Here is a 22913-nt window from a genome sequence, read left to right on the forward strand (position 1 = left end):
CCTCCGATGCGCGTGAACGGGTGGCGCAGTGCGTCAGCCGTTCAGCGCAAAGCGTCGTGACTTCGTCGGAGAATCAGGCGCCTGTGAGCGAGGCCTGGACTTTCTGGGCCACGTCGTTCGGGACCCACGGTTTCCACATCTCCGGATGGTCGTGGAGGAACTGCCTGGCCATCGTCGGACCGTCGATCTTCTTGCTGGTCATCTCGAGGATGGTCTGGTTCAGGAAGTCCATCGAGAAGCTGACCTTGCCAAAGGCCGCCATCATTTCAGGCTCGGCTTGATAGAACGGCGTCGACACACCGACCTTCAGATGCGACACCAGATACGACGACGCGCACTGCGAGGTGCTGGTATCGGCACGCAGCGTCTTCCAGCAATCGGCGTTGAACGGCGGCATCTTCAGTTGCACGAACTTATATTTGGCCATCAGCGCTGCCGGTTCCCAGTAGTAGAACAGGATCGGCTTGCCACGCTGATACGCGGACGAGATGGCCGCGTCGAGCGCCGCACCGGTGCCTGGGCGGAAGTTCGTGTAGCTGTCGTCGAGCTTGAGCACTTTCAGCAGACGCGTGTTCACGCGTTCGCAGTCCCAGCCGGCCGGACAATTCAGGAAGCGGCCCTTGCCCGGTTCTTCGTCGTCCTCGAAGAGATCCTTGTATTTCGGCAGATCGGCGACCGAGGTCAGGTTCGGTGCGACCGGTTTGATGCCGCGTGCCGGGTCGCCCTTGACGACGTATTCCGGCACGTACCAGCCTTCGTTGGTGCCGCCCGGCAGCGTGTCGCCGATCAGCTTGACCTGACCGTCCGCGACGCCCTTGGCGATGATCTCCGAGCGGCCCGTCCACTGTTCGCCCCAGACCTGCAGATCATTACGCGCGAGGGCCGTTTCGGTCGCGGCGGTGCTGCCCGGTACGGTATCCGTCTTGCAGCCGTAGCCTTTCTCGGCGATATAGCGCAGCACTTCCGAGGTGAACGAACCGCTTTCCCAGGTGACGCCCGCAAAGCGTACGGTCTTGCCACTCGAGCACCAGGTGCCCGCGTGCGCGGCGGCCGGGAAGAGGGCGCCTGCGGCGAGTGCCACGCAGGCTGTGCGTATCCAGGTTTTCATCAGCATTGTTTTGTCTCCAATGTCGACCGGAGTTGGCGCTTCAGCGCTTACTCCGGTCCCATGCAACGTAGTTGCGTCGGTTTTTAGTTTGTGCCTCGGCAGAGGCGTCAGGCGTAGGTACTTCGAGAGCTTTGCGTTGCGGCGAGCACGGCCTCGTCGAGCGTGAGACCGAGACCCGGTTCGTCGGAGAGCGTGAGCCAGCCTTCGCTGTCGACGTCGATAGGTTGCGTCAGCATGAAATCGCGACGCTCGATCGACCATTCCGGCGGGTCGTAGGGAAACTCGATGAAAGGCGCCGACGCAGCGCCCGCCGTCAGATGAAGATTGGCAGCGAGTCCGATACCGTTGCCCCATGTGTGCGGCGTGAACACCTTGCCGCGCGCTTCGACGGCTTGCGCGAGCTTGCGCAGGCCTTCCATGCCGAGTGAACAAGCGACGTCGGGTTGAAACACGTCGAGGCAATCGCGTGCGAGCAGTTGATCGAACTCGTAGCGCTCGCGGGTCATCTCGCCACCGGCGATGCGGATGCCGGTGCTGCGGCGCAGTTCGACATGGCCGTCGTAGTCGCCGCGATGCAGCGGCTCTTCCATCCAGTAGACGCCGTGTTTTTCGAGCTCGCGGGCGACTTCGAGCGCTTCGTTCACCGTCCAGGGTGCCGCTGTGTCCCACGGCATGCGCCAGCCCTGGTTGCAGTCCACCATCAGTTCAAGACGGTCGCCTACCGCATCGCGTACTGCAGCGAGCGCTTCGAAATCGTCGGCGAGGCTTGGACGGCCGAAGCGGATTTTCAGCGCCGGGAAACCGCGTTCGGCGACCTGCAGCGCCATCTTCGCCATGTCGTCCGGATGCCGGTGCACGCCGCCCGAAGCGTAGGCGCGGATCCGGTTGCTGCGGCCGCCCATCATCTTCCAGCAGGGTTCGCCGCGAATCTTGCCGGCCAGATCCCATAGCGCGATATCGAGCGGCCACGGGCGTCCCGCATGAAAGCCGATGTTGTCCAGCACGGCGCTATGACGCCCGAGGGCGAGCGGATCGGTGCCGACGAACAGGTGCTGGTAGTCCGCGAAGCCGTACATCGCATCGCCGGAGCCGATGCCCACGTGACCCGCGTCGTCATGGACACGCACGATGGTCGCGGGAAATTTGCGCCGCGGCTGGCTATCCCAGGAAGCGGGGAACGGCGGATCGAGCTCCAGCTGGTGGTGCGTGATCTCAATCCGGCTAATGCGAGGTGTCTCAAAACTCATGGGCGTTCCTGGGACGAATGCCGCAATGCCGCATGAGGCGGCACGATTGGATTAGGAATGACGTCATGCTATGGAGGTGGCACGAGCAACTCAATCGCTTCAATTAAAGTAAATGACTGCATGCAATGCCGTGCGATTGAATGCGTATGATGCGAATGACACCCATGGCCTTGATGCCGGTGGGAAGGGAACAGGAAGGAGACCGTCGCTATGGCGATGAACGCGTGGCTGCCCAGGATCGAAGCGGGTAGCGATCCAAAATATCAGGTCATTGCGCGAGCTTTCGCGCAGGCCATCCTCAACGGCCAGCTACCAGCGGGCGAAAAGCTGCCGCCGCACCGCTCGCTCGCCAGCGAATTGCACGTCACCACCGGCACGATCAGCCGCGCCTATGCCGAGCTGGAGCGGCAGGGGCTGGCGAATGCGCGCGTCGGTGATGGCACATATGTGGCGCAGGCGCGAGCTCGTGAGATGTCGTCGGGCACGACACCGCGCGGCGCGCTGCGTCCTGGGATGCCACCCGCGCCGGCCTTGATCGATCTCGGGCAGAACGTGCCGCAATCGACGGGCGAAGCAACAGCGCTATGCGTGACGCTGCGCGAAATTGCCAACGACGAACGCCTTGCCGCCGAGCTGCTGCAATACGCGCCCGAAGCAGGCTCGATGCGGCATCGGCTGGCGGGTGCGGCATGCCTGGGGCGCGCCGGCAGTCCGGCGAGCGCGTCGCGCGTGCTGGTCACGCAAGGCGCACAGCATGCACTTGCGTCGGTGTTGCGCGCGGTCGCCCGGCCGGGCGATACCGTGCTGGCCGAAGTGGTCAGCTATCCTGGGATCATTGCGTTGGCGCGGCAACTGCGGCTGCACCTCGTCGGCGTCGAAATCGACTCCGAGGGTCTTGTGCCCGCCGCCCTCGAACTGGCGTGCAAGTCGCTGCACCCGCGCGCGATTTTTTGCGTACCCACCATCCACAATCCGACCACTGCGACGATGTCGAGCGAGCGGCGCGATGCCGTCGCCGATATCTTGCAGCGGCACGGCGTGCTGCTGATCGAAGACCTGGTGCCGGCGATGTTGCTCGAGGCGCCGCCTGAACCACTTTCGACGCGTCTGCCAGATCAATCGTTTTTGATCGCGGGCCTGTCGAAGTCAGTGGCGCCCGGGTTGCGGGTGGGCTATCTGCAAGCGCCGCCTGCGTGGTGTTCGAAGATCGCGGCGGTGATTCGCAGCGACTGCTGGATGACCGCGCCGTTGATGGCCGAAGTGGTGTCGCGCTGGATTGAAAACGGCGAGATGGAGCGGTTGAATGGCTTGCAGCGCGCGCATATCGAAACGCAGCACGAGGTGGCGAACGAAGTGCTCGAGGGGGTCGCCTACCGGCATGCGGCGACGAGTTCGCATCTGTGGCTGCCGTTGCCCGAACCGTGGCGTGCCGCGGAGTTTGCGGCGGCGTTGCGGCACGAGGGCGTGCTGGTTAAGACTGCCGACAGTTTTGTGATTGGGCGTAACGCGGCGCCGCATGCGATTCGGGTTTGCATGACAGGCGCTACTTCGCGCGACGCGCTGCTGCGCGGGTTGTCGATTATTCGCACTACGCTCGATCACGGGCTTGAGAGTGGGATGGCGTCCTCGTATGCGCCGTGAGGGCCTGGCGGTAGCGAAGTAGGTTGCACCCGCTGTTACATGAATAACAGCGCAAGAAGCGGAGCGTACCTTCAGGCACAAACCGCGACGATGACCTCATTGAAACTGGAGGTTATCGATGCGTGTCCCGTTCTCCCAACCCGCCATCAGACTACCGGCCGCATTCCAGCGGCTTGCGTGGTCGAATCTCGTTGCGCAGTCAGCCGAGCAGATCAGCCTCGCTGCCGCGCCGCTCGTTGCCGTGTTCGCGCTTGGCGCGAGCGCGCGTGAAACAGGTTTGCTGCAGACCGCCCAGACCTTGCCTTTCCTGTTGCTGTCGATTCCGCTCGGCGTGTGGGCCGATCGTCGCTCGCGCCGGACCCTGATGGCCCTCGCCGAAGGCATGCGCGTGATCGCCATGCTGAGCGTGCTGTTACTGGTGATCTCGCATGAATTGACGTTGCCTTGGCTAGCTGCGCTCGGGTGTCTCGGCGCGACCGGCACGGTGGCGTACAACGTGGCGGCACCATCGTTAGTGCCGTCGCTGGTGTCGCGCGAGTCGTTCGCAGCCGCGAATGGACGGCTCGAACTGGCACGCAGCGTTGCGTATTCCGCAGGACCTGCGCTCGGCGGCATGCTGGTGGGCTGGATCGGCGCGGGCTGGGCGTACGGCTGCGCGGCCGGCCTCTCGGCGTTGGCGGTCGCATTGCTAGCGGGGTTGCGTGAACCGCCGCGCACACTGACCGGGCAGCGCCACTTCCTGCGTGAACTGCGCGACGGTACCCGCTTCGTGCTGCGTGACGCCTTGCTGCGTCCGATGATCGCCACGGCTGTGTTTTTCAATCTCGGCTTCTTCATGTTGCAGGCGGTGTATGTGCCGTACGCGGTGCACCGGCTTGGGCTGACGGCGTCGGCTGTGGGCGTAACGCTCGGCGCGTATGGCGTCGGCATGGTGTGTGGGGCACTGGCAGCGCCGTCGATCGCGCAGCGGCTCAGATTCGGGCGCGTGCTGACGATTGGTCCTTTTTGCGGACTGCTCGCTTCTCTGGTGATGGTGGCAACGCTGGCCGTACCATCGTTCTGGTTGGCAATGCTAAGCTTCTTTCTGCTCGGTGTGGGGCCGATTCTCTGGGTGGTCGGCTCGACGACCTTGCGCCAGGCCATCACGCCTGATGGAATGATGGGACGTGTCTCGGCGATCAACAGCACGGCGACCTATGGCGCGCGACCGCTCGGCGCATTGCTGGGTGCCGCGGTCAGCGGGCATTGGGGTATGGAGGCGTGTCTGGTGATGGCAGCCGCTGCGTTTCTGGCGCAGGCGCTGATCATCGTGGGGTCGCCAGCGGCGCGGCTAGAAGCGGTTCCCGACGGGGCAGCGGCGTGACTGTCGGTTGGGCGATTGGCTGCACGATCCGCCTACGGCAGCTATTCTGTCAGTTGCGTCACCCAGCCCATGCGATGTCACGGAGCGGCAACGTCAATTCGTGATATCCGCGTGCACTTCTCTCTTCTTTGGCGGAGCAGAGCATGAGCAAACAGACTATTGCAGACTTCCTGGCAAAAACGCTTCACGCGGCTGGAGTCGAACGTATCTGGGGCGTGACCGGCGACAGCCTGAATGGCCTGTCCGACAGCCTCTACCGCCTAGGTTCGATCCGCTGGATGCACACCCGCCACGAAGAAGTCGCCGCCTTCGCTGCAGGTGCCGATGCCGCCGCCACCGGCAAGCTCGCGGTCTGCGCCGGCAGTTGCGGTCCCGGCAATCTGCATCTGATCAACGGCCTGTACGACTGCCATCGCAACCATCAACCTGTGCTCGCCATCGCGGCGCATATTCCGTCATCGGAAATTGGCCTCGGTTACTTTCAGGAGACTCATCCGCAGGAGCTCTTCAAGGAGTGCAGTCACTACGTCGAACTCGTGACGAACCCGTCGCAGTTCCCAGGCGTTCTGGCCACCGCGATGCACACGGCGATCGAACAGCAGGGCGTGGCCGTGATCGTTTTGCCCGGCGATGTGGCGCTCGGCGAAGCACCCGACGAAATGCCGGCATGGGCGGGCACGTTGGAGCCTGCCACGCTGTTGCCTGCCGCTGCGGATATAGACAGACTCGCCGAGCTGCTGAACCAGGCCGAAGGCGTCACGCTGTTGTGCGGCAGCGGTTGCGCAGGGGCGCACGACGAAGTGGTCGCACTGGCCGACGCGCTCGGCGCGCCGACCGTCCATGCGTTGCGCGGCAAACAGTACGTCGAATGGGATAATCCGTACGATGTCGGTATGACGGGCCTGATCGGTTTCAGCTCGGGCTACTATGCCATGATGTCGTCCGATACGCTTGTCATGCTCGGCACGGATTTTCCGTATCGCAACTTTTATCCGTCGCATGGCAATGTGGTGCAGATCGATCGCCGGGGTAGCGCGCTTGGCAAACGTACGCCATTGAAGATGGGTTTAGTCGGCGACATCAAGCCTACCCTGCAAGCGCTGTTGCCGAAGCTCACCCGCAAGACCGACCGCGACTTTATCGAGCGGGCCCGCACCCATTACTTCGCGGCGCGGCTCACCCTCGACGATCTCGCGAGGCCATCCGATCCCGGCAAGCCCATTCATCCGCAATATCTGACGAGCATCGTCGATGAGATCGCCGACGAGGATGCGGTGTTCACCGTCGACGTCGGCACGCCGACCCTGTGGGCCGCCCGCTATCTGACGATGAATGGCAAGCGCACTTTGCACGGCTCGTTCAATCACGGCTCGATGGCGAACGCCATGCCGCAGGCGCTCGGCGCCAAAGCCGCGCAGCCGGATCGGCAGGTGATCTCGCTATCGGGCGACGGCGGCCTCTCGATGCTGCTCGGCGATCTGCTGACGGCACGACAACTCGATCTGCCGATCAAGGTGGTCGTGTACAACAACAGTTCGCTGGGCTTCGTGGCCATGGAGATGAAGGCTGGCGGTTACCTCGATAGCGGCACGGACCTCAGTGCCACCGATTTCGCCGCTATTGCGAAAGGTGCTGGCATCTATAGCATACGTGTGGAGGATTCCGAAGCAATTGGCGACGCCTTGCGTGACGCGTTCGCGCATCCCGGCCCGGCGGTGATCGACGTCGTCACGGCAAAGCACGAACTCGCGATGCCGCCGAAGATCCAGTGGGCGCAGGCTAAGGGCTTCAGTCTGTATATGTTGCGTGCGGTGCTCAACGGCCGCGGCGATGAAGTGGTGGAGCTGGCGAATACGAATCTGCGCTAACAGTATTGGCAACGGTCTGCTGCTTCTGCGTTGCGCGTCGCGGGTTCGTCCCATGTCGCGGGTTGGTCCAGTGCCCGGTCACATCGGACAGGCTAAAATCTTTGGCTTTTCCAGGCGAGGCCATGAATCTGGCCTGGTGACCGATATCCACACACAGAGACACACTGAGGCGCAATTTTGAATAGTCCACAGCAGCAAGAGGGCCTGAAGCGCGGGCTGAAAAATCGTCACATCCAGCTCATTGCGCTGGGCGGGGCGATCGGCACCGGCTTGTTCCTCGGTTCAGCTAGCGTGTTGCAGGCGGCCGGGCCGTCCATGATTCTCGGCTACGCAATCGGCGGCATCATCGCATTCATGATCATGCGGCAGCTCGGCGAGATGGTCGCGCAAGAACCGGTGGCGGGTTCGTTTAGCCATTTTGCCTACAAGTACTGGGGCGATTTCCCAGGCTTTCTGTCGGGCTGGAATTATTGGGTCCTCTACGTGCTGGTCAGCATGGCCGAGTTGACGGCTGTGGGAACGTACGTGCATTTCTGGTGGCCTGGTGTGCCGGCCTGGGTATCGGCGCTGGTGTGCTTCGCCGGCATCAACGCGATCAATCTGGCGAATGTGAAGGCCTACGGCGAGACCGAGTTCTGGTTCGCGATCATCAAGGTGGTAGCGGTGATCGGCATGATCCTGTTCGGCGGCTATCTGCTGATTAGCGGCAACGGCGGTCCGCAAGCATCGATCAGCAACCTCTGGGCCGACGGCGGTTTCTTTCCGCACGGGTTTCATGGCCTCTTCATGATGCTGGCTGTGATCATGTTTTCGTTCGGCGGTCTGGAGCTGATCGGCATCACGGCGGCCGAGGCGGATGAGCCGCGCAAGAGCATTCCTAAGGCGGTGAATCAGGTGATCTACCGGATTCTGATTTTTTACATCCTCTCGCTGGTGGTGCTGCTGTCGCTGTATCCGTGGAATCAGGTGGCGGCCGGCGGCAGCCCGTTCGTGATGATCTTCTCGCAGATCGGCTCCACGCTTACGGCGAATATTCTCAACATCGTGGTGTTGACGGCCGCGCTGTCTGTCTACAACAGCGGTGTGTATGCGAATAGCCGCATGCTCTATGGCCTCGCGGAGCAGGGAAACGCGCCGCGCGCGCTGATGAAGGTGGATCGTCGTGGCGTGCCGTATCTGGCGATTGGCTTGTCCGCGCTGGCGACATTCGCCTGCGTGATCATCAACTACCTGATTCCTTCGGAAGCGCTCGGTGTGCTGATGGCGCTGGTGGTGGCCGCGCTGGTGCTGAACTGGTCGTTGATCAGCCTCACGCATCTGAAGTCTCGCAAGGCGATGGTGGCGGCAGGGCAGACGCTGGTGTTCAGGTCGTTCTGGTTTCCGGTCAGCAACTGGATCTGCCTGGCGTTCATGGCAATGATTCTGGTGATTCTCGCGATGACGCCGGGATTATCGGTTTCGGTGTGGCTGGTGCCGGTGTGGTTGCTGGTGATGTGGGTGGGTTATGTGGTGAAGCAGCGGCGGGCGGGCGCTGTTCACGCTACGCCTTGAGCCTGGCGCCCGGAGCCTCGTTCAGGAGGCCCTCCGTCGTGCCGTACCTTCATGACCGGCCGAAATTCGGCCGCGCGCCGCGACAGATAGAATGCATGGATCGTTATCCGCTTTGGAACACTTCGTGGCCGTATCTTCACCGCATTCCCCGGACGTCCTTGCCGCGCTGCGCGCGGCCACCGCGCAACGACATGCCACACTCGACTCCTCGATGCCGCTGGCGAAACCGCATCCGTCCATTGCCGATTATCGCGATCATCTGTTGCTGCTAAAGGCGTGGCTGGGTCCAATCGAAAGCTGGCTCGCGGGTTTCGCGGATGGTCCGCAGGATCCACGGACGCTGACACCGTTGCGGCGTCTGCCGTTAATCGAAAGCGATCTGGCGCACGACGCGATTGCCGGGTTGAGTGAGCGGACGAATGACGCGAGGCCCCGAGCGTTGCCGCGCGCTCACGGCGACAATCCCGCCTACCGTTGGGGCGTGTGCTACGTCGTGGAAGGATCGCAACTGGGCGGCGCGGTGCTTTATAAAAGGTTGCACGCACAACTGGCGCCGCACCCGTTGCGCTATCTGGCTGGCAATGGCGAACCGGTCGGGCCGCGCTGGCACCGGTTCGTCCAGGGTTTACAGCAGGACGTAATGGAAGACGCTGCGGTGCTGAGCGCCTGCGAGGGCGTAAGACACGCATTCGATAGCTTGCTTGAACTTTTACCGCATTCGAGCAGGGATGCCGGGGGAGTTTTTACCGACCACGCCTGATGGTTCGTGCTTCACGGTGCCTGGCGGCTTCGTGCCGAAGATATGCCGGGAATGCTGGCCCAAACCCTGCGGTCAAGCTTTCTGGTTTCGGGTAAAGTTTCGGACTATGGATAGACCTTCCCGAGAGCAGACAGCAGCGTCCTCCATCGACCCGGCGTCGGTGTTCGATTTGCTGCCCGATGCTTACCTCATCCTTGACGAACAGCGGGTCGTGGTTCTGGCCAACGCGCGTTATCTGAGCGTGCTCGGCGTAACGCTGGCCGAAATACAGGGGCGCTCGGTCTACGACATCAACCAGTTCGGTTCCGAGCAGCAACGCAACGAACGCCGTGCCTGGCTTGGAGACGCGCTGGACAATCTGGTGCCCGGAGAAATGCGTCTGTCACCGCTGCTGCGCTACGACATGGCAGCGGGGGGCCTCGAAGCGAGCCGTCCCGATGTGCGTTATTGGCAAATCAAGGCCAGCATGATGCCCGGGGGGGCGGCGCAAGGGCGACTGATAGCGCTATGCGTGCTCGATGTCACCGCAAGCATCGCGGCCAACGAGCGCAACCAGCGCGAGCGCGCCAAGTTGCGCTCACAGGCGCGCCTGCGCCAGGTACTGGTGGAAGAGGCGACCGCGCAGCTGCGCGACCATCAGGAGCAATTCCAGCAGGCGTTGGCGTTTGCGCATGTGGGCGCCTGGGAACTCGATCCGTCGACTGGCGCCATCGATTGCACGGCCCAGTGCAAGGCCAACCTGGGGCTGCCTTCCGACGTGGCGCTCGATGAGCACCGCTTCTTTACCGAACTCGTGTATCCCGACGATCGCGCGCGCGTACGCGAGACCATGCTGCATGCGATCGAGAACCGCGAGCCGTTCGAAGTCGAATACCGGGTGGTCTGGCCAGCGCAATCCGTGCATTGGATTCTGGTGCGCGCCGCGGGACGTTATCTCGGGGACGGCACGCTTAAATCAATGCTCGGTTTCACCCTCGATATCACCCGGCGCAAAGAGGCCGAGCTCGAGCAGCAGGCCATCGCGCAAGCGGAGAAACGTGCTCGCGAAGAAAGCGATCGCGCCGCTCGCGCCATGGATCATTTTGTCACGGCGGTCAGTCATGAGCTGCGTTCGCCGCTCGGTGCGATTCTCTCGTGGACGGCGCTGTTACAGCGTGCAGGCGACGCTTCACATGTTGTGCGCGTAACCGATGTGATCGAACGTAACGCCCGGCAGTTGTCGCATATGGTCGACGATCTGCTCGATAGCGGCGCGATCGCCACCGGCAAACTATCGGTCAACCGGCAGCCCGTAGATCTCGGTGCGCTAGCCGGCAATGTGGCAGAAGACATTCGCATGAAGGCCGAGGCGAAGGGACTGCGTCTGAAAGCGGATGACATACGCTCCTGCCTGGTGATGGCAGACGAAAGCCGTATGAAACAGGTGGTGTGGAATCTGTTGTCGAACGCCGTCAAATTCTCTGCGAGCGGTACCGTCGAACTGGTTGTCGGCGTGAACGGCGACAAGGCGGAACTGAGCGTGCGCGATAGCGGCTCGGGGATCGAGGCTGAGGCGTTAGGCCGGATCTTCGAACGGTTCGAACAGATCGGTGCAGAGGGCGCGGGGCGTGTGGGCGGTCTAGGGCTGGGCTTGTGGCTGGTCAAGCATCTGGTCGATCTGCACGACGGCAGTGTGTTTGCCGAAAGCGCCGGGCGTGGGCAGGGCGCCACGTTTCACGTCCTGTTGCCACTTTATCAATGATGGCGCCGATTTGGCATCTTCGAAGTGCATTCAGTCGAACGCCGGACGACCGGCGCACCTGCCGAACCTTCGGTCCCGCTCAGTCGGTATAAGGCGGCGGTTCGTTAAGGACTGCCCAGAACATACCGAGATCGCTGATCGCGGCCATGAAGTCGTCGAACTCTACCGGCTTCACGACGTAGGCATTCACGCCGAGATCGTAGCTGCGCAGTAAATCTTTCTCTTCACGCGAGGACGTCAGCATCACGACCGGAATTCTTTTCAGGCGGTCGTCGGCGCGCACGCTTTTCAACACCTCATGACCGTCGATCTTCGGCAATTTCTTGTCCAGTAAAATGACCGCGGGATTCTCGTCCGTGCGTGTGCTCCATTGTCCTTCGCGCCGCAGATAATCGAGCGCCTCCGCGCCGTCGCGTACGGATACCACCGGATTCGCAAGGCGCGATTTCTCGAGCGCAATCAGTGTCAGCTCGATGTCGTTAGGATTGTCTTCCACTAAGAGGATGGGTCTTAACACGCTGCGTTCCTTTACGTTGACGCTGCTGAATCCGTCGATGCGTCGTTGGTTGGCTCTTTGGGAACGGGTCTGAACGGACGGCCGGGAGAAAATGCCGTGAGACGCGCGACAGCCGCGGCCGTTTCATCGTAGTCAGCTGCCTCGGCGGCGAAGACCTTTGGCAAGGAAAAATAGACCGTTGCGCCCTTGTCGATTTCGCCGACTGCCCACGTTTTGCCGCCGTGCCGCTCGATAATCCGTTTGACGCTGGCAAGGCCAATGCCCGTGCCTTCGAATTCTTCGAAGCGATGCAGCCGCTGAAACACACCGAACAGTTTGTCGACGTAGCGCATGTCGAAGCCGACGCCGTTGTCGCGCACATAAAACACGTGCTGATCGGCCAACTCCCGTTCGCCTTCCTCGCTGCCAATTTCAATGATCGGATGTTCATCCGGCCCGCGACGATGCTGGCTGAATTTTACCGCGTTCTCGAGCAGATTTCGCAGTACGACATGAATGAGTACCGCGTCAGCCGTAACGCTACTCAGTGGACCGACGCGCCATTCGATCTGCGTGTCGCCGGATTGTTTTCGCTCGTCTGCAATCAGGCCGTCCACCAAAGAGCGCAAATCGACGTTTTGCGGCCGCAGTGCGGCGCGGCCCATCTGCGAGAATGCGAGCAGATCGTCGACCAGCTCGCCACCGAAGCGCGCCGACGCGACGATGCGCTCGACAAAGTGCTTGCCTCGTTCAGACAGGCGCGACGACTCCATCTCGCGGAGCAGATCGGCGAAGCCGACGATATGCCGTAGCGGTGCGCGCAAATCGTGCGACACCGTATAGGAAAAGCCTTCGAGTTCCTGGTTGGCGCGGCCCACTTCCATAGCGAGTTGCGCGAGTTCTTCAGCGCGGCGCAGAACGACGCCGAGCATCGCCGTGCGAAATTCCGCCGCAATTTCCAGCTCCGCGGGACGCCACGGCTGCGAGCGGCCGCGAACGGTTTCGGTCCACGCATCGAAGCTTTCGCGCGGCGAGAGCGATGCGGAGAGCGACGCAAGTTTGTTGCGCGGATCGCCGGCCCACTTCACCGTGCGTATCACCTCGGCGCGAAACCAGATGATGTAATTCCGGAACAGCTTCGAAATCGATACGGAGAGAATGCCCGCGCAATCCGGCTCGATGGGCGTGTTGCGTACGGCGGCCAGCGCGTCGGTCGAGTAGATGTCGTCGGGACGGGTGTCCATCCACGCGACCAGTTTATCGACCTCGGCTGCCACAGGTGTCGCGCCAACCAGTACGATGCGCCCATCGAACACGATAGCCGCGCCGGTCGCGTCGGTCAGCCCTAGCAGTTCCTTCGGATCCTCGGCGAGCGTGTCGACAAAGTTTTCGGTATTGGCCATTGCGGCAAGCAGGCGCGATTGCCGGCGCCGCAGTTCGATCCGGTACTCCGCCTCTTCACGCTCTTCCTTGGCTTCGACCTGCAGCGAGAGGACCTGCGCGATATGTTCGCAGGCGGTGCGCACCTCGAATGGCGGAACGCGCGCCGTTGCGTGATGGCAGGAGATCAACCCCCATAGCTTGCCGCGCACTACGATCGACATCGACATGGAGGACCACGTCCCCATGTTCTTCATGTATTGGACGTGCACCGGCGAAACGCTGCGCAGTGACGAGTACGTGAGATCGGTCGGCCGGCCCGTGGTCGGGTGCAGGGCCGGAACGAGCGGCGCGGGTAGGTAGTCGGCGTCGGCGATCAGGCGAATGCGATTGCGCACATAGAGCGCGCGCGCCTGGGCGGGAATATCGGAGGCGGGGAAATGCTGGTCGAGATACGACGGATAGCCTGGTTCGATCGCTTCGGCAAGGACATGTCCATGACCATCGTGGTCGAAGCTGTAGACAAGCGTGCGGCCGAAGCCGGCAATGCGGTGCACCTCTTGCGCGGCTAGCGCCGCGAGCCCGTCGACACTCTGAACCTCTTGCAGGCGGTTGATAAACGTGCGGACAAGTGGATAGATCGACGAGAACACGTCGGCCGTGCCCCGGGCCGGTTCGAGTTCAACAATGCCGACGCCGTCGAGGCGATGGACTACGACAGCCAGCGGCGAAACGCGCTCGCTGCCAACGTTGCGCGGATCGTTTATCGAGCCTGCGTAGAGAGGGACGCCATCGGCTTCGAGCGTGCGTAATGCATCGAGCGCGAGCGCCGCGGCCGCGCCGAGGACGCGTTCGAGAGGTTGTCCAAGAAGCTGCTCTACAGGGGTGGCCGTGAGGGCTGAGATGTTTTCGCTGGCTTGCAGCACGGTGCCGTCGTCGGCCGTGCTGATGAGGAATCCATGTGGCTGGATGCCCCCAGGAATATGGATGGGTTCGCTAGCACAGTCGGATGTCGCGACCCGGCCGTTTGTCATGTCTGTCATGCTCGCTCCGTGCGGACTCGCTGACATTCTCGCATAGACGCGCGGGTTTGCAGGGTTGCGGGAGCGTGTGCGATTCCGTGTGCAGAATGCGCGCGCAGTCTGGATTGGGATGCAATTTTTTTGGGGGGGTAGTGCGGGAGGACGTACTGCGGGAGAAAGTACTGGTGCCCAGGGCCGGACTCGAACCGGCACGCCTTGCGGCGGGGGATTTTGAGTCCCCTGCGTCTACCTGTTTCACCACCTGGGCTTGTCTTGCGACACGTGCGCAAAGGATGCGCGCGGCGGGAAACGCAGATTATGGCCGAAATTGGCGTTCCGGGCAAGTTGCGCGCCGACCGCCTCAAACCGTCCGCGAAAACCGCTCCAAGGTCTGTTGACCGAGATACCGGTCGAACACCATCGCTATGTTGCGCACGAGCATCCGCCCGGCCGTCAGCACTTCGAGCTTGTCACCGCTCAATAACACCAGGCCGTCCTCCGCGAACCCGCGCAGACGTTCCAACTGCGGCGCGAACGTCTCGGCGAAGCGGATGCCATACGCAGCCTCGAAGTCATCGAAACGCAGCTCGAGATTACACATCAGTTGCGTGATGATGTCGCGGCGCAGGCGGTCGTCGGCGGTCAGGCGCACCCCGCGCGTGAGCGCGAGGCGTCCGGCGTCGATCGCGGCGTCGTACTCTGCCAGGTCTTTGGCGTTCTGCGCGTAGACATCCCCCACCTTGCCGATGGACGACGCCCCGAAGCCGATCAGATCGCATTCCGCACGCGTGCTATAGCCCTGGAAATTGCGATGCAAGCTGCGCTGGGCTTGTGCGATAGCCAACTCGTCAGTAGGCAACGCAAAGTGGTCCATGCCGATGTATACATATCCCGCACCCGTCAAACGCTCGACAACCAGCTTGAGAATCGCGAGCCGCACTGCCGGCGAGGGCAGCGCCGCAGCGTCCATCTGGCGCTGCATCTTGAAGATCTGCGGCATGTGTGCATAGCCGAACACCGACAGCCGATCTGGCGTGAGAGCAAGCATGGTATCGAGCGTGCGGCTGAAACTGTCGACTGTCTGATGCGGCAAGCCGTAGATCAGATCGACGCCGATCGAATGAAAACCGACGGCGCGGGCGGCTTGCATCACCGAGGCGGTCATCTCGAGCGGCTGGATACGATTGATAGCCTGCTGGACCACCGGATCGAAATCCTGCACACCGAGACTTAGCCGGTTAAAGCCGAGTTTGCGCAGATGGGCGATGGTTTCGGCGGAGGCTTCGCGCGGATCGACTTCGATCGAAAACTCGCCCTGCGAGTCTGGGGTCAACGAGAAATGCCGGCGGGTGGCCGCCATCAGCTCGCTCATCTCGTCGTGCGACAAAAACGTTGGCGTGCCACCGCCCCAATGCAGTTGTGAAACCGGCCGTGCGGTATCGAAGCAGGCCGCCTGCAAGGCGAGCTCACGCTTGAGCCGCTCGAGGTAAGGACGGGCACGCGCACGGTTCTTCGTCGCGATCTTGTTGCAGCCGCAATAGAAGCACACGGTGTCGCAGAACGGGATGTGGAAGTACAACGAGAGATCCGTCGCCGACGCGCCCGGATCAGCCGCGGCACGCAGATAGTCGGCGTGATCGAAATCGTCGCGGAACTGAAGTGCGGTTGGATAGGACGTATACCGTGGGCCGTTTGCGCTGTATCTGGCGAGCAGATCGGGACGGAAGAGGGTGTCGGCGGTGGTCATGGGCGGCTCGGTGGACGCCACGCCGGGAAGTACGGAGACACCTGTGTGCCGGCAAGACCGGTGGAACGGGACAGGCGCCTCTTGAGCGTGGCCTTGTGTAGCGGTCCAGTTTACGGGAGCACTTCAGCTAGGCCTTGTGTAATAAGGTCGCACGCCGCTCAATGGCACAATGCAGGGTTGGCGTGCCGCAAGCGCGCGTTCAGTAGGTTGTTGGGCGTTTCAGGAAGAGTCTGGTGACTGTCGTCGAATCTCCGTTCAATGTAGCCGGTCATGCGTGCCGCCCAGATTGCGGGGCGTGCTGTATTGCGCCGTCGATCTCGAGCCCGATCCCGGGCATGCCGCACGGCAAGCCGGCGGGCGTGCGTTGCATCCAGCTCGGCGACGATCTGCGTTGTGCGATCTTCGGCGAGCCTGAACGGCCAGCGTGCTGCTCCGGTCTGCAACCGCAGGGCGAGATGTGCGGCACGACGCGTACCGAAGCGCTTGCCTGGCTCACCCAGCTCGAAACGCTGACGCAACCCGCCCTGCCATCCGATCCCCGCAACGGGGCTGTTTCAACCGCAACCCGTTGCATGGGAATGGCGTAAGAGCTTTGCATTGGACCGGAGAACCTGCATGACCCAACCCGTTGCGCCGACCCGGCGCGGATTTCTGCTCATGGCCGCTGCGGCGGTGGGCATCACTGTGTCGCTGGCGGCTTGTGCGGCCTCGACCTTTCCGTTCATCCCGTCGCACTACACGTTCTCGCAGCAGCAGGTGCAAGAGGCCGTGCAGCGCAAATTTCCTTACCAGCGCACCATTTCGCAGGTGTTCCAGGTTCAGCTGGCCAATCCGGTGGTCGGCTTCCTGCCGGATGCCAACCGCGTCTCGATCCGGCTCGATGCGCACCTCGCCAGCCCGTTCCTGCAGGAACCGGTGGATGGCGTCTTCACGTTGTCTAGCGAACTGGCCTATGACGAAGCCAGCAAGTCCGTGGTGCTGAAATCGCCGAATGTGGATAGCGTGAACGTCAGCGGTGGGGCGCAGGCCTACACGCAGCAGATCAATGCCGCCGCCGCGCTGCTAGCGACGCAGTTGCTGAACAACTATCCCATCTACACCTTCAAGCCGGACCAGTTGCAATTTGCCGGCGTGAACTACGAACCCGGTACAATCACCATCCTTACAAACGGCATACGCGTGCAGATCGTCGAGAAATGACGCGCCGCGGCCGCCAGGGCCGCCGTGCGCCGCTTGTGTTCCGTGCGCCTGGCAAGCCCTGATTCGACAACTGTTGGCGATGAGGGGGATAGATGGACTGGTTACTCGCTTGCAAGGCTTTGATACTCGGCATCGTCGAAGGCCTGACCGAGTTTTTGCCGGTATCGAGCACCGGCCATCTGATCGTCGTGGGCAGCCTGCTCGATTTCACGGGCGTGCATGCCAAAACCTTCGATGTCGTGATCCAGCTCGGAGCGATTCTGGCGGTGTGCTGGGAGTATCGGCGGCGGATCGGCGATGTTCTGACGGGTTTGCCGGCGCGTCCCGACGCGCGCCGCTTCGTGCTCAACGTGATTATCGCGACCATTCCTGCGGTCTTACTCGGCTTGCTGTTCGAAAAGGCAATCAAGGATGCGCTGTTTTCACCTGTGCCGGTCGCGTTCGCGCTGGTGGTGGGCGGCGTGATTATCCTGTGGGCCGAAGGGCGGCAGCGCACACGCGATGCCGTGCCACCGCGCGTGCAGTCGGTCGACGCGCTGACCTCTCTCGATGCCCTCAAAGTAGGCCTTGCTCAGTGCTTCGCGCTCATACCGGGGATGTCGCGCTCGGGCTCGACCATTATCGGCGGCATGCTGTTCGGTCTCGAACGGCGGGTGGCGACCGAGTTCTCTTTTTTCCTTGCGATGCCGATTATTTTCGGCGCGACGGCGTATGAACTGGTCAAGAGCTGGCATCTGCTGTCGGCAAATGCGTTGGGGATGTTCACGCTTGGTTTTGTCGCCGCGTTTGTGAGCGCCTTCATATGCGTGCGTTGGTTGCTGCGCTACATCGCGGCCCATGATTTCACGGTGTTCGCGTGGTATCGGATCGCGTTCGGTTTGCTGATCCTGGTCGCAGGATACAGCGACCAGCTGGACTGGGCTGAGTGACGGCTGTTCGCTGGCTGTAGCCCGCGTTTCAGCTGCCCCTGCGCCGCTTGAACACCAGATCCCAGACACCGTGACCAAGCCGCAGGCCGCGGCGCTCGAATTTCGTCACCGGACGATAGTCGGGGCGCGGCGCGTAGCCGTCGGCGGTGTTTTCGAGCGCAGGTTCTGCGCCGAGCACTTCGAGCATCTGCTCGGCGTAGTTTTGCCAGTCAGTGGCGCAGTGCAGATACGCGCCTGGCTTCAGACGCGAGACGAGCAGCGCGACGAACTTCGGTTGAATCAGCCTGCGCTTGTGATGACGCGCCTTGTGCCATGGATCGGGGAAAAAGATGTGCACGCCGTCGAGACTTTCCGGCGCGATCATCTGTTCGAGCACTTCAACCGCATCGTGCTGGATGATGCGGATATTCGACAGTTGCTGCTCGCCCATCAGCTTGAGCAAGGCGCCGACACCAGGTTCGTGGACCTCGACGCCGAGGAAATCGTCGTCTGGGCGATGCGCAGCGATTTCGGCCGTGGTCGCGCCCATGCCGAAACCGATTTCCAGCACGCGTGCGGCTTCGCGCCCGAACACCGCGTTCCAGTCGGGCTGCTGCGGTGCGTACGGAATCACAAAGCGCGGACCGAATTCGTCCATTGCACGACGCTGACCGGTCGAGACGCGCCCCGCGCGGGTGACGAAGCTGCGGATGCGGCGCAAACGCAGCGCTTCGTTCGAGTCGGTCGCGTCGCCCGCCGTGCCTTCAGCCGATGTTGCGGAGGGTTCGTGGTTCGCTTCGCCGGGCAGGTCGGCTTGGTTCGGATCGTGGGTCATCTTCGATGGCTACAACGGTAGCGGCAAGGTCAAGGCGGTATGGGCGGCGTTGCGTGCACCGGAAGGCGCGACTGCATCGATAGCCGGCAGTGACCGCCGTCCCGTCAGTACGGCCAGTACAAAAAAGCCGCCTTCGTGGAGGCGGCTCTCGTGCTGGAATTCCGCTGAGGGTCAGCTGAATGTGGAGCGGGCGATGGGAATCGAACCCACGGCTCTAGCTTGGGAAGCTAGGGTATTACCATTATACGACGCCCGCAGAGCGCGCCATTTTACGCGGGTTTGGGGTGTTTAGGCAAATGCGGGGCGGTAGGGTGACGGGCGCGTGGATCCCATCCGAGCCTGGTGGCCGCAGGAATTGGCCGGAAATTCAAAGTCTTAACGCGGTACTTCGAGAATTATCCGAATGAGATCTATCACCGCTCCCGAATCCGTATCAATTCGTTTTGCTAAATGAATATCCCGCTAGCGCAAGCACTATTATGCCAAATGATTAATCTTGAAGCTAACGAGTTAATTTATCTGAGGCACTAACTGATTGCCGTCTTTCAGTCAAGCATGACAGGCGCACAACATCCGAAAAGTCAAATATCTACCTAAAGCGCATAGATATATCGCCGATGAACAAGCAAGCCTTCGAGCGCCGCAGATCAACGCGCTAGCCCCTATCCACAAGCGCTCACCATTCCGCGTCACCCCAATCCACGTTCACCCAGATTCGCAGAAAAATACTCGCATCGTAACTAAAGATCGCGAAAGCCGTGCCGTATACATCTTCAGCACCCTTTCAAAAAATTACACGGATCCGTTTGAAGAAACCTGTCAAGCAGATCGAGAAGTAATTCCGGGAGCACGTGCTAGCAGGAAAAATCGAGGTCAAATCTAACTAATGGCGTGAGATTGCGGACGTGAGAGCCCGTGCTCGCCTGGATAAAACAAACAGATATGAAAAACAAACCACTATTGGCGTTGTCTCTTGTTGCATCGCTTGTTCTGACCGCTTGCGGGGGCGGTGGGGGTTCCGGTTCGTCGACGACGCCTGCCGCGACCAGTGCTTCATCACCTTCGGCGGCCAGCGCGCCGGTCGCCAGCGCTCCGGTGGCGGCATCGACGCCCACCGTCAACGGCGAAACGCTGCCAAGTCTGACGAGCCCGCAAGCCGGCTCGACCGCGGCAACCGGCAACGGTCTGCAGGGGATCTGGACGGCGAACGCGAGCGGCGACAAGACCACCGCCTTCATCGATGCGCAAAACAACATTTCGTATCTGAGCACGGTTCTCACGCTCCCCGTGTCGCAGTTCTTCGGCGTCATCTCGCCGACCAGCACGACGTGGACGTTGACCTCGGGCGTCCAGTTTCTGCAACCCTTCTTCTACGCGACCACCTCGGGCTCGGGGACGTTCACGGCCAATCAGGCATTCAGTGGCAGCTTTGTCGCTAACAGCAGCACGGTCAATCTGTCGTGGACCTACGATCCCGCGAACGCTCTCGCTGTGACGCAGGCGTCGGTAGTGGGGACGTGGGCGGAGACCAACTCCTCGATCACGGTCGATAGCAGCGGCGCCGTCACCGGCACGTTGAGCAGCTGCCCGGTCACCGGCACGCTGCTGCTGACGAGTGCAGGCTCGAGTCAGAATCTCTACTCGTTGAGCCTCACGACCGGCACGGCCGCAGCGTGCGCAACTCCGGGCAAGACGCTCTCGGGCAACGCGGCAATTGTGTTTCTGCCGATCTCGGGCAGCACGTTGTACGCGCGCTCGATCCTCTACGTGATCCACTCGTCGGACAACTCGGCCGTCGCTTATGGCCAGGTGTCGCCGCAATAAAAGCAGCATGAAATAACGCCGCCGCCGTCGCGTCAGACAGGCGGCGGCGCTCGCCTTATCGGGACCGCTCGCGGCTACCGGTTCTGAGGTCTACACATGCAGAGGCGGACGCGGCCAGCAACCGCGCCCGCACTCGCCGCTCAGATCACGAAATACGTCAGTTGCACAGCGGCTCGCGTCACGACCATCAACAGCACCTGCACGATCACGAACAACAGGATCGGCGACAGGTCGATGCCGCCCAGGTTCGGCACCACGCGGCGCAACGGATTCAGAAATGGCGCGGTGAGCTGAAACAGAATCGGCATTGCCGGCGAGCGCGGGTTGAGCCACGACAGCAGCGCCATCAGGATCGTCAGCCAGATGATCAGGTTGAGCCCCCACTTGATCACCGTCAGCAGTGCGACGATCAGCAGCGTGGGCCACAGCGCGAGCGGATCGACGCCGGTCACGGCCACCATCAGCATCACATACACGACCGCTGCGATCAGCGCGGCGAGAATGCTCGCCCAATCGATGCGGCGGGTACTGGGCACGATCCGGCGCAGCGGCAGCACGATCCAGTTGGTGGCATGCATGACGGCGTTCGAGACCGGGTTGTACGGCGGCAGACGGACGACCTGCAGCCATGCGCGCAACAGCAATGCCGCGCCGAACAACGTGAAAACGGTATTGAGCAGAAAACGGGCGATATCGCCGAACATCTCGTGTCCTTTCCTTCAGGGTAGCGGCCGGTGCGAACCGGCCGCCGGGCGTCGGCACGCCGCTATGGGCGCGCCGACGTGTTTATCAGTTTGCATACTGCGAGCTGGCGCGGCCGAGACCGGGCCACACCGCGATGAGTTACACCGTTACCTTGATTTCGCTGATCAGGATCGAGCCGTTGCCGCCGTCGGTGTAGTTCGGAATGTCGGCGAGCAGTGTTTCGGACGCTGGCTTGAATACCGTGTAGAACGCCTCGAGCGTATCGAACAGAAAATGCCCAGCCGCGACGAAAGGTGGCGGCGTGCCCGGCGGCCCGGCGTTGATGCCGGCGTCGACGGACCAGCCTTTGAGTGCCGCCCCGAACAGCTTCGCGGCCAGCGGCATGTGCGTGCCGCAGTAGTAGTCCATGTCGAAGCGGCCGTTTTCTCGATACGGATAGAGGATGCTGACCTTGATCATTATGTGTTCTCGTCGGTTGGTCCCGGTGCGAGGCGCTGGCGGATTGCGCGCTGCGCCGGACGTCACATTATCACGGCTTAGTTGACGCTAGTACCAGCCGGCGCCTGATTCAGCGACCGTCCGAGCGATTCTTCAACGGCGTCGGCGATTGCGTCGATGGCGGCCGGCGGCGTAGCCCGGCGCCGCGCGAGTGCAATCGCGCGCCGGCTCATCAGGCCGTACAGCGCCGCATGGTCGCCGCCGAGCGTTTCGAACAGTTCGAGCTGCTTGCGCACGACGCCCGCATCGCCGCGTGACACGGGGCCGGCGAGGGCGCCTGGCAAGCCCTTTTCACGGGCCGTTTGGATCGTGCCGGCCAGCATCGGCAGGAGCGCGCGCAGCGCGTCGTCTTCCGCGAAGCCGAGGGTGCGCCATAGGGCGACGCATTCTGCGAGGCCGCACAAGGCGAAGCTGGCAGCGTAGTGGGCGGCGCCGTGGTAAAGCATGCGCGTGCCCGGTGGAATCGACAGTGGGTGGCAGCGCAACGCCAGCGCGAGCGCAGTCAGCGCGTCTTTCAGTGCGCCGTCGGCCTCGATGGTCACCGAGCAGCCAGCGATGCGCTCGATATCTGCGAGATCGCCGCTAAACAGGTAGAGTGGGTGAAAACCACCTATCGACGCACCCTGCGCCCCGGCTGCCGCGAGCAGATCCACCGGCGAGGCGCCACTGCAATGCACCAGCGCGCGCACGCGCCCAGCGGCTTGCGGCGCGCAATCAAAGCGCAAAGTGTTCGCCGTCGAACCGATGCTGTCGTCGGGAACGGTTAAAAAGACGATATCGGCGGCGTCGACAACCTCTTGGGGGGTGTCGTACGCCGCGCACTGGTCGATCTGGGCGGCGAGCTGGCGTGCCGATTGAGGCGTGCGGCTGGCCACCGCGGTGACCGCATAGCCGGCGCGGGCGAAGCCGAGCGCAAGGCAGCGCGCAAGGCGCCCTGCGCCGATGAAGCCGAGACGCGGCATGGACGGCTGGGACATGGTTACTGCTCCGGACGGCACGATGAACGGAAAGCTGGAGTA

At 62.3% G+C, this 22913-nt stretch carries 19 protein-coding genes and 2 tRNA genes; 10 read left to right on the plus strand and 11 right to left on the minus strand.

Annotated elements, in window-relative coordinates:
• Positions 1 to 73: 73 nt before the first annotated feature.
• Positions 74 to 1114: an ABC transporter substrate-binding protein gene (locus BUS06_RS06715; protein ID WP_074263572.1), complete on the minus strand. Its 1041-nt coding sequence runs from the start codon at positions 1112 to 1114 to the stop codon at positions 74 to 76.
• A 101-nt stretch (positions 1115 to 1215) separates the two neighbouring features.
• Positions 1216 to 2355 (minus strand): mandelate racemase/muconate lactonizing enzyme family protein, encoded by a 1140-nt coding sequence (locus BUS06_RS06720; protein WP_074263573.1) that lies wholly within the window; start codon positions 2353 to 2355, stop codon positions 1216 to 1218.
• A gap of 210 nt (positions 2356 to 2565) precedes the next feature.
• Between BUS06_RS06720 and BUS06_RS06725 the strand changes: the two genes are divergently transcribed.
• The 6 genes from BUS06_RS06725 (at position 2566) to BUS06_RS06750 (ending at position 11279) form a co-directional block, all read left to right on the plus strand.
• On the plus strand, positions 2566 to 3996 hold the full coding sequence (locus BUS06_RS06725; protein WP_074263574.1) for an aminotransferase-like domain-containing protein: 1431 nt from the start codon (positions 2566 to 2568) through the stop codon (positions 3994 to 3996).
• Between the two features lie 118 nt (positions 3997 to 4114).
• A complete protein-coding gene (locus BUS06_RS06730) occupies positions 4115 to 5359 on the plus strand; it encodes an MFS transporter (RefSeq protein ID WP_074263575.1) in 1245 nt (414 codons plus the stop codon).
• A gap of 143 nt (positions 5360 to 5502) precedes the next feature.
• Positions 5503 to 7227, plus strand: a complete 1725-nt coding sequence (gene poxB, locus BUS06_RS06735) for a ubiquinone-dependent pyruvate dehydrogenase (RefSeq protein ID WP_074263576.1) — start codon at positions 5503 to 5505, stop codon at positions 7225 to 7227.
• 177 nt (positions 7228 to 7404) lie between these two features.
• Positions 7405 to 8778, plus strand: a complete 1374-nt coding sequence (locus tag BUS06_RS06740) for an amino acid permease (RefSeq protein ID WP_074263577.1) — start codon at positions 7405 to 7407, stop codon at positions 8776 to 8778.
• Positions 8779 to 8902: 124 nt separating this feature from the next.
• On the plus strand, positions 8903 to 9538 hold the full coding sequence (locus tag BUS06_RS06745; RefSeq protein ID WP_254368773.1) for a biliverdin-producing heme oxygenase: 636 nt from the start codon (positions 8903 to 8905) through the stop codon (positions 9536 to 9538).
• Between the two features lie 106 nt (positions 9539 to 9644).
• A complete protein-coding gene (locus BUS06_RS06750; protein WP_074263579.1) occupies positions 9645 to 11279 on the plus strand; it encodes a sensor histidine kinase in 1635 nt (544 codons plus the stop codon).
• Between the two features lie 79 nt (positions 11280 to 11358).
• Here the strand turns inward: BUS06_RS06750 and BUS06_RS06755 are convergent, their stop codons facing one another.
• The 4 genes from BUS06_RS06755 to hemN all read right to left on the minus strand — a co-directional run bounded on the left by BUS06_RS06755 (position 11359) and on the right by hemN (position 15924).
• Positions 11359 to 11796, minus strand: coding sequence for a response regulator (locus tag BUS06_RS06755; protein WP_074263580.1), 438 nt, complete (start codon positions 11794 to 11796; stop codon positions 11359 to 11361).
• A gap of 11 nt (positions 11797 to 11807) precedes the next feature.
• Complete coding sequence (locus BUS06_RS06760) at positions 11808 to 14198, minus strand: ATP-binding protein (RefSeq protein WP_074263581.1); 2391 nt, start codon at positions 14196 to 14198, stop codon at positions 11808 to 11810.
• A 162-nt stretch (positions 14199 to 14360) separates the two neighbouring features.
• Positions 14361 to 14445 (minus strand) — tRNA-Leu (locus BUS06_RS06765).
• A gap of 93 nt (positions 14446 to 14538) precedes the next feature.
• The gene (gene hemN, locus BUS06_RS06770; protein ID WP_074263582.1) at positions 14539 to 15924 is read right to left on the minus strand and encodes an oxygen-independent coproporphyrinogen III oxidase; all 1386 of its coding nucleotides are present in this window, start codon (positions 15922 to 15924) and stop codon (positions 14539 to 14541) included.
• Positions 15925 to 16157: 233 nt separating this feature from the next.
• Between hemN and BUS06_RS06775 the strand changes: the two genes are divergently transcribed.
• The 3 genes from BUS06_RS06775 (at position 16158) to BUS06_RS06785 (ending at position 18053) form a co-directional block, all read left to right on the plus strand.
• Positions 16158 to 16511: a YkgJ family cysteine cluster protein gene (locus BUS06_RS06775; RefSeq protein WP_074263583.1), complete on the plus strand. Its 354-nt coding sequence runs from the start codon at positions 16158 to 16160 to the stop codon at positions 16509 to 16511.
• A 28-nt stretch (positions 16512 to 16539) separates the two neighbouring features.
• Positions 16540 to 17124: a DUF1439 domain-containing protein gene (locus BUS06_RS06780; protein WP_074263584.1), complete on the plus strand. Its 585-nt coding sequence runs from the start codon at positions 16540 to 16542 to the stop codon at positions 17122 to 17124.
• Between the two features lie 92 nt (positions 17125 to 17216).
• Positions 17217 to 18053: an undecaprenyl-diphosphate phosphatase gene (locus BUS06_RS06785; RefSeq protein ID WP_074263585.1), complete on the plus strand. Its 837-nt coding sequence runs from the start codon at positions 17217 to 17219 to the stop codon at positions 18051 to 18053.
• 28 nt (positions 18054 to 18081) lie between these two features.
• On the opposite strand, the gene trmB is transcribed toward BUS06_RS06785, so the two are convergent.
• Positions 18082 to 18867: a tRNA (guanosine(46)-N7)-methyltransferase TrmB gene (trmB, locus tag BUS06_RS06790; protein ID WP_074263586.1), complete on the minus strand. Its 786-nt coding sequence runs from the start codon at positions 18865 to 18867 to the stop codon at positions 18082 to 18084.
• 182 nt (positions 18868 to 19049) lie between these two features.
• Positions 19050 to 19123 (minus strand) — tRNA-Gly (locus BUS06_RS06795).
• A gap of 686 nt (positions 19124 to 19809) precedes the next feature.
• Here BUS06_RS06795 and BUS06_RS06800 point away from each other — a divergent pair.
• Entirely contained in the window at positions 19810 to 20691 is an 882-nt protein-coding gene (locus BUS06_RS06800; RefSeq protein WP_074263587.1) for a hypothetical protein, read from the plus strand.
• Positions 20692 to 20831: 140 nt separating this feature from the next.
• On the opposite strand, the gene BUS06_RS06805 is transcribed toward BUS06_RS06800, so the two are convergent.
• From BUS06_RS06805 to BUS06_RS06815, 3 genes are all read right to left on the minus strand, one after another.
• Positions 20832 to 21395, minus strand: coding sequence for a YggT family protein (locus BUS06_RS06805; protein WP_074263588.1), 564 nt, complete (start codon positions 21393 to 21395; stop codon positions 20832 to 20834).
• Between the two features lie 139 nt (positions 21396 to 21534).
• Positions 21535 to 21855, minus strand: coding sequence for an EthD family reductase (locus tag BUS06_RS06810; RefSeq protein ID WP_074263589.1), 321 nt, complete (start codon positions 21853 to 21855; stop codon positions 21535 to 21537).
• A 77-nt stretch (positions 21856 to 21932) separates the two neighbouring features.
• Positions 21933 to 22871 carry a Rossmann-like and DUF2520 domain-containing protein gene (locus BUS06_RS06815; RefSeq protein WP_074263590.1) on the minus strand — a complete coding sequence of 313 codons (939 nt, stop codon included), beginning with the start codon at positions 22869 to 22871 and terminating at the stop codon, positions 21933 to 21935.
• Positions 22872 to 22913: the final 42 nt, after the last annotated feature.

The organism is Paraburkholderia phenazinium (assembly GCF_900141745.1).
GTDB lineage: Bacteria > Pseudomonadota > Gammaproteobacteria > Burkholderiales > Burkholderiaceae > Paraburkholderia > Paraburkholderia phenazinium_B.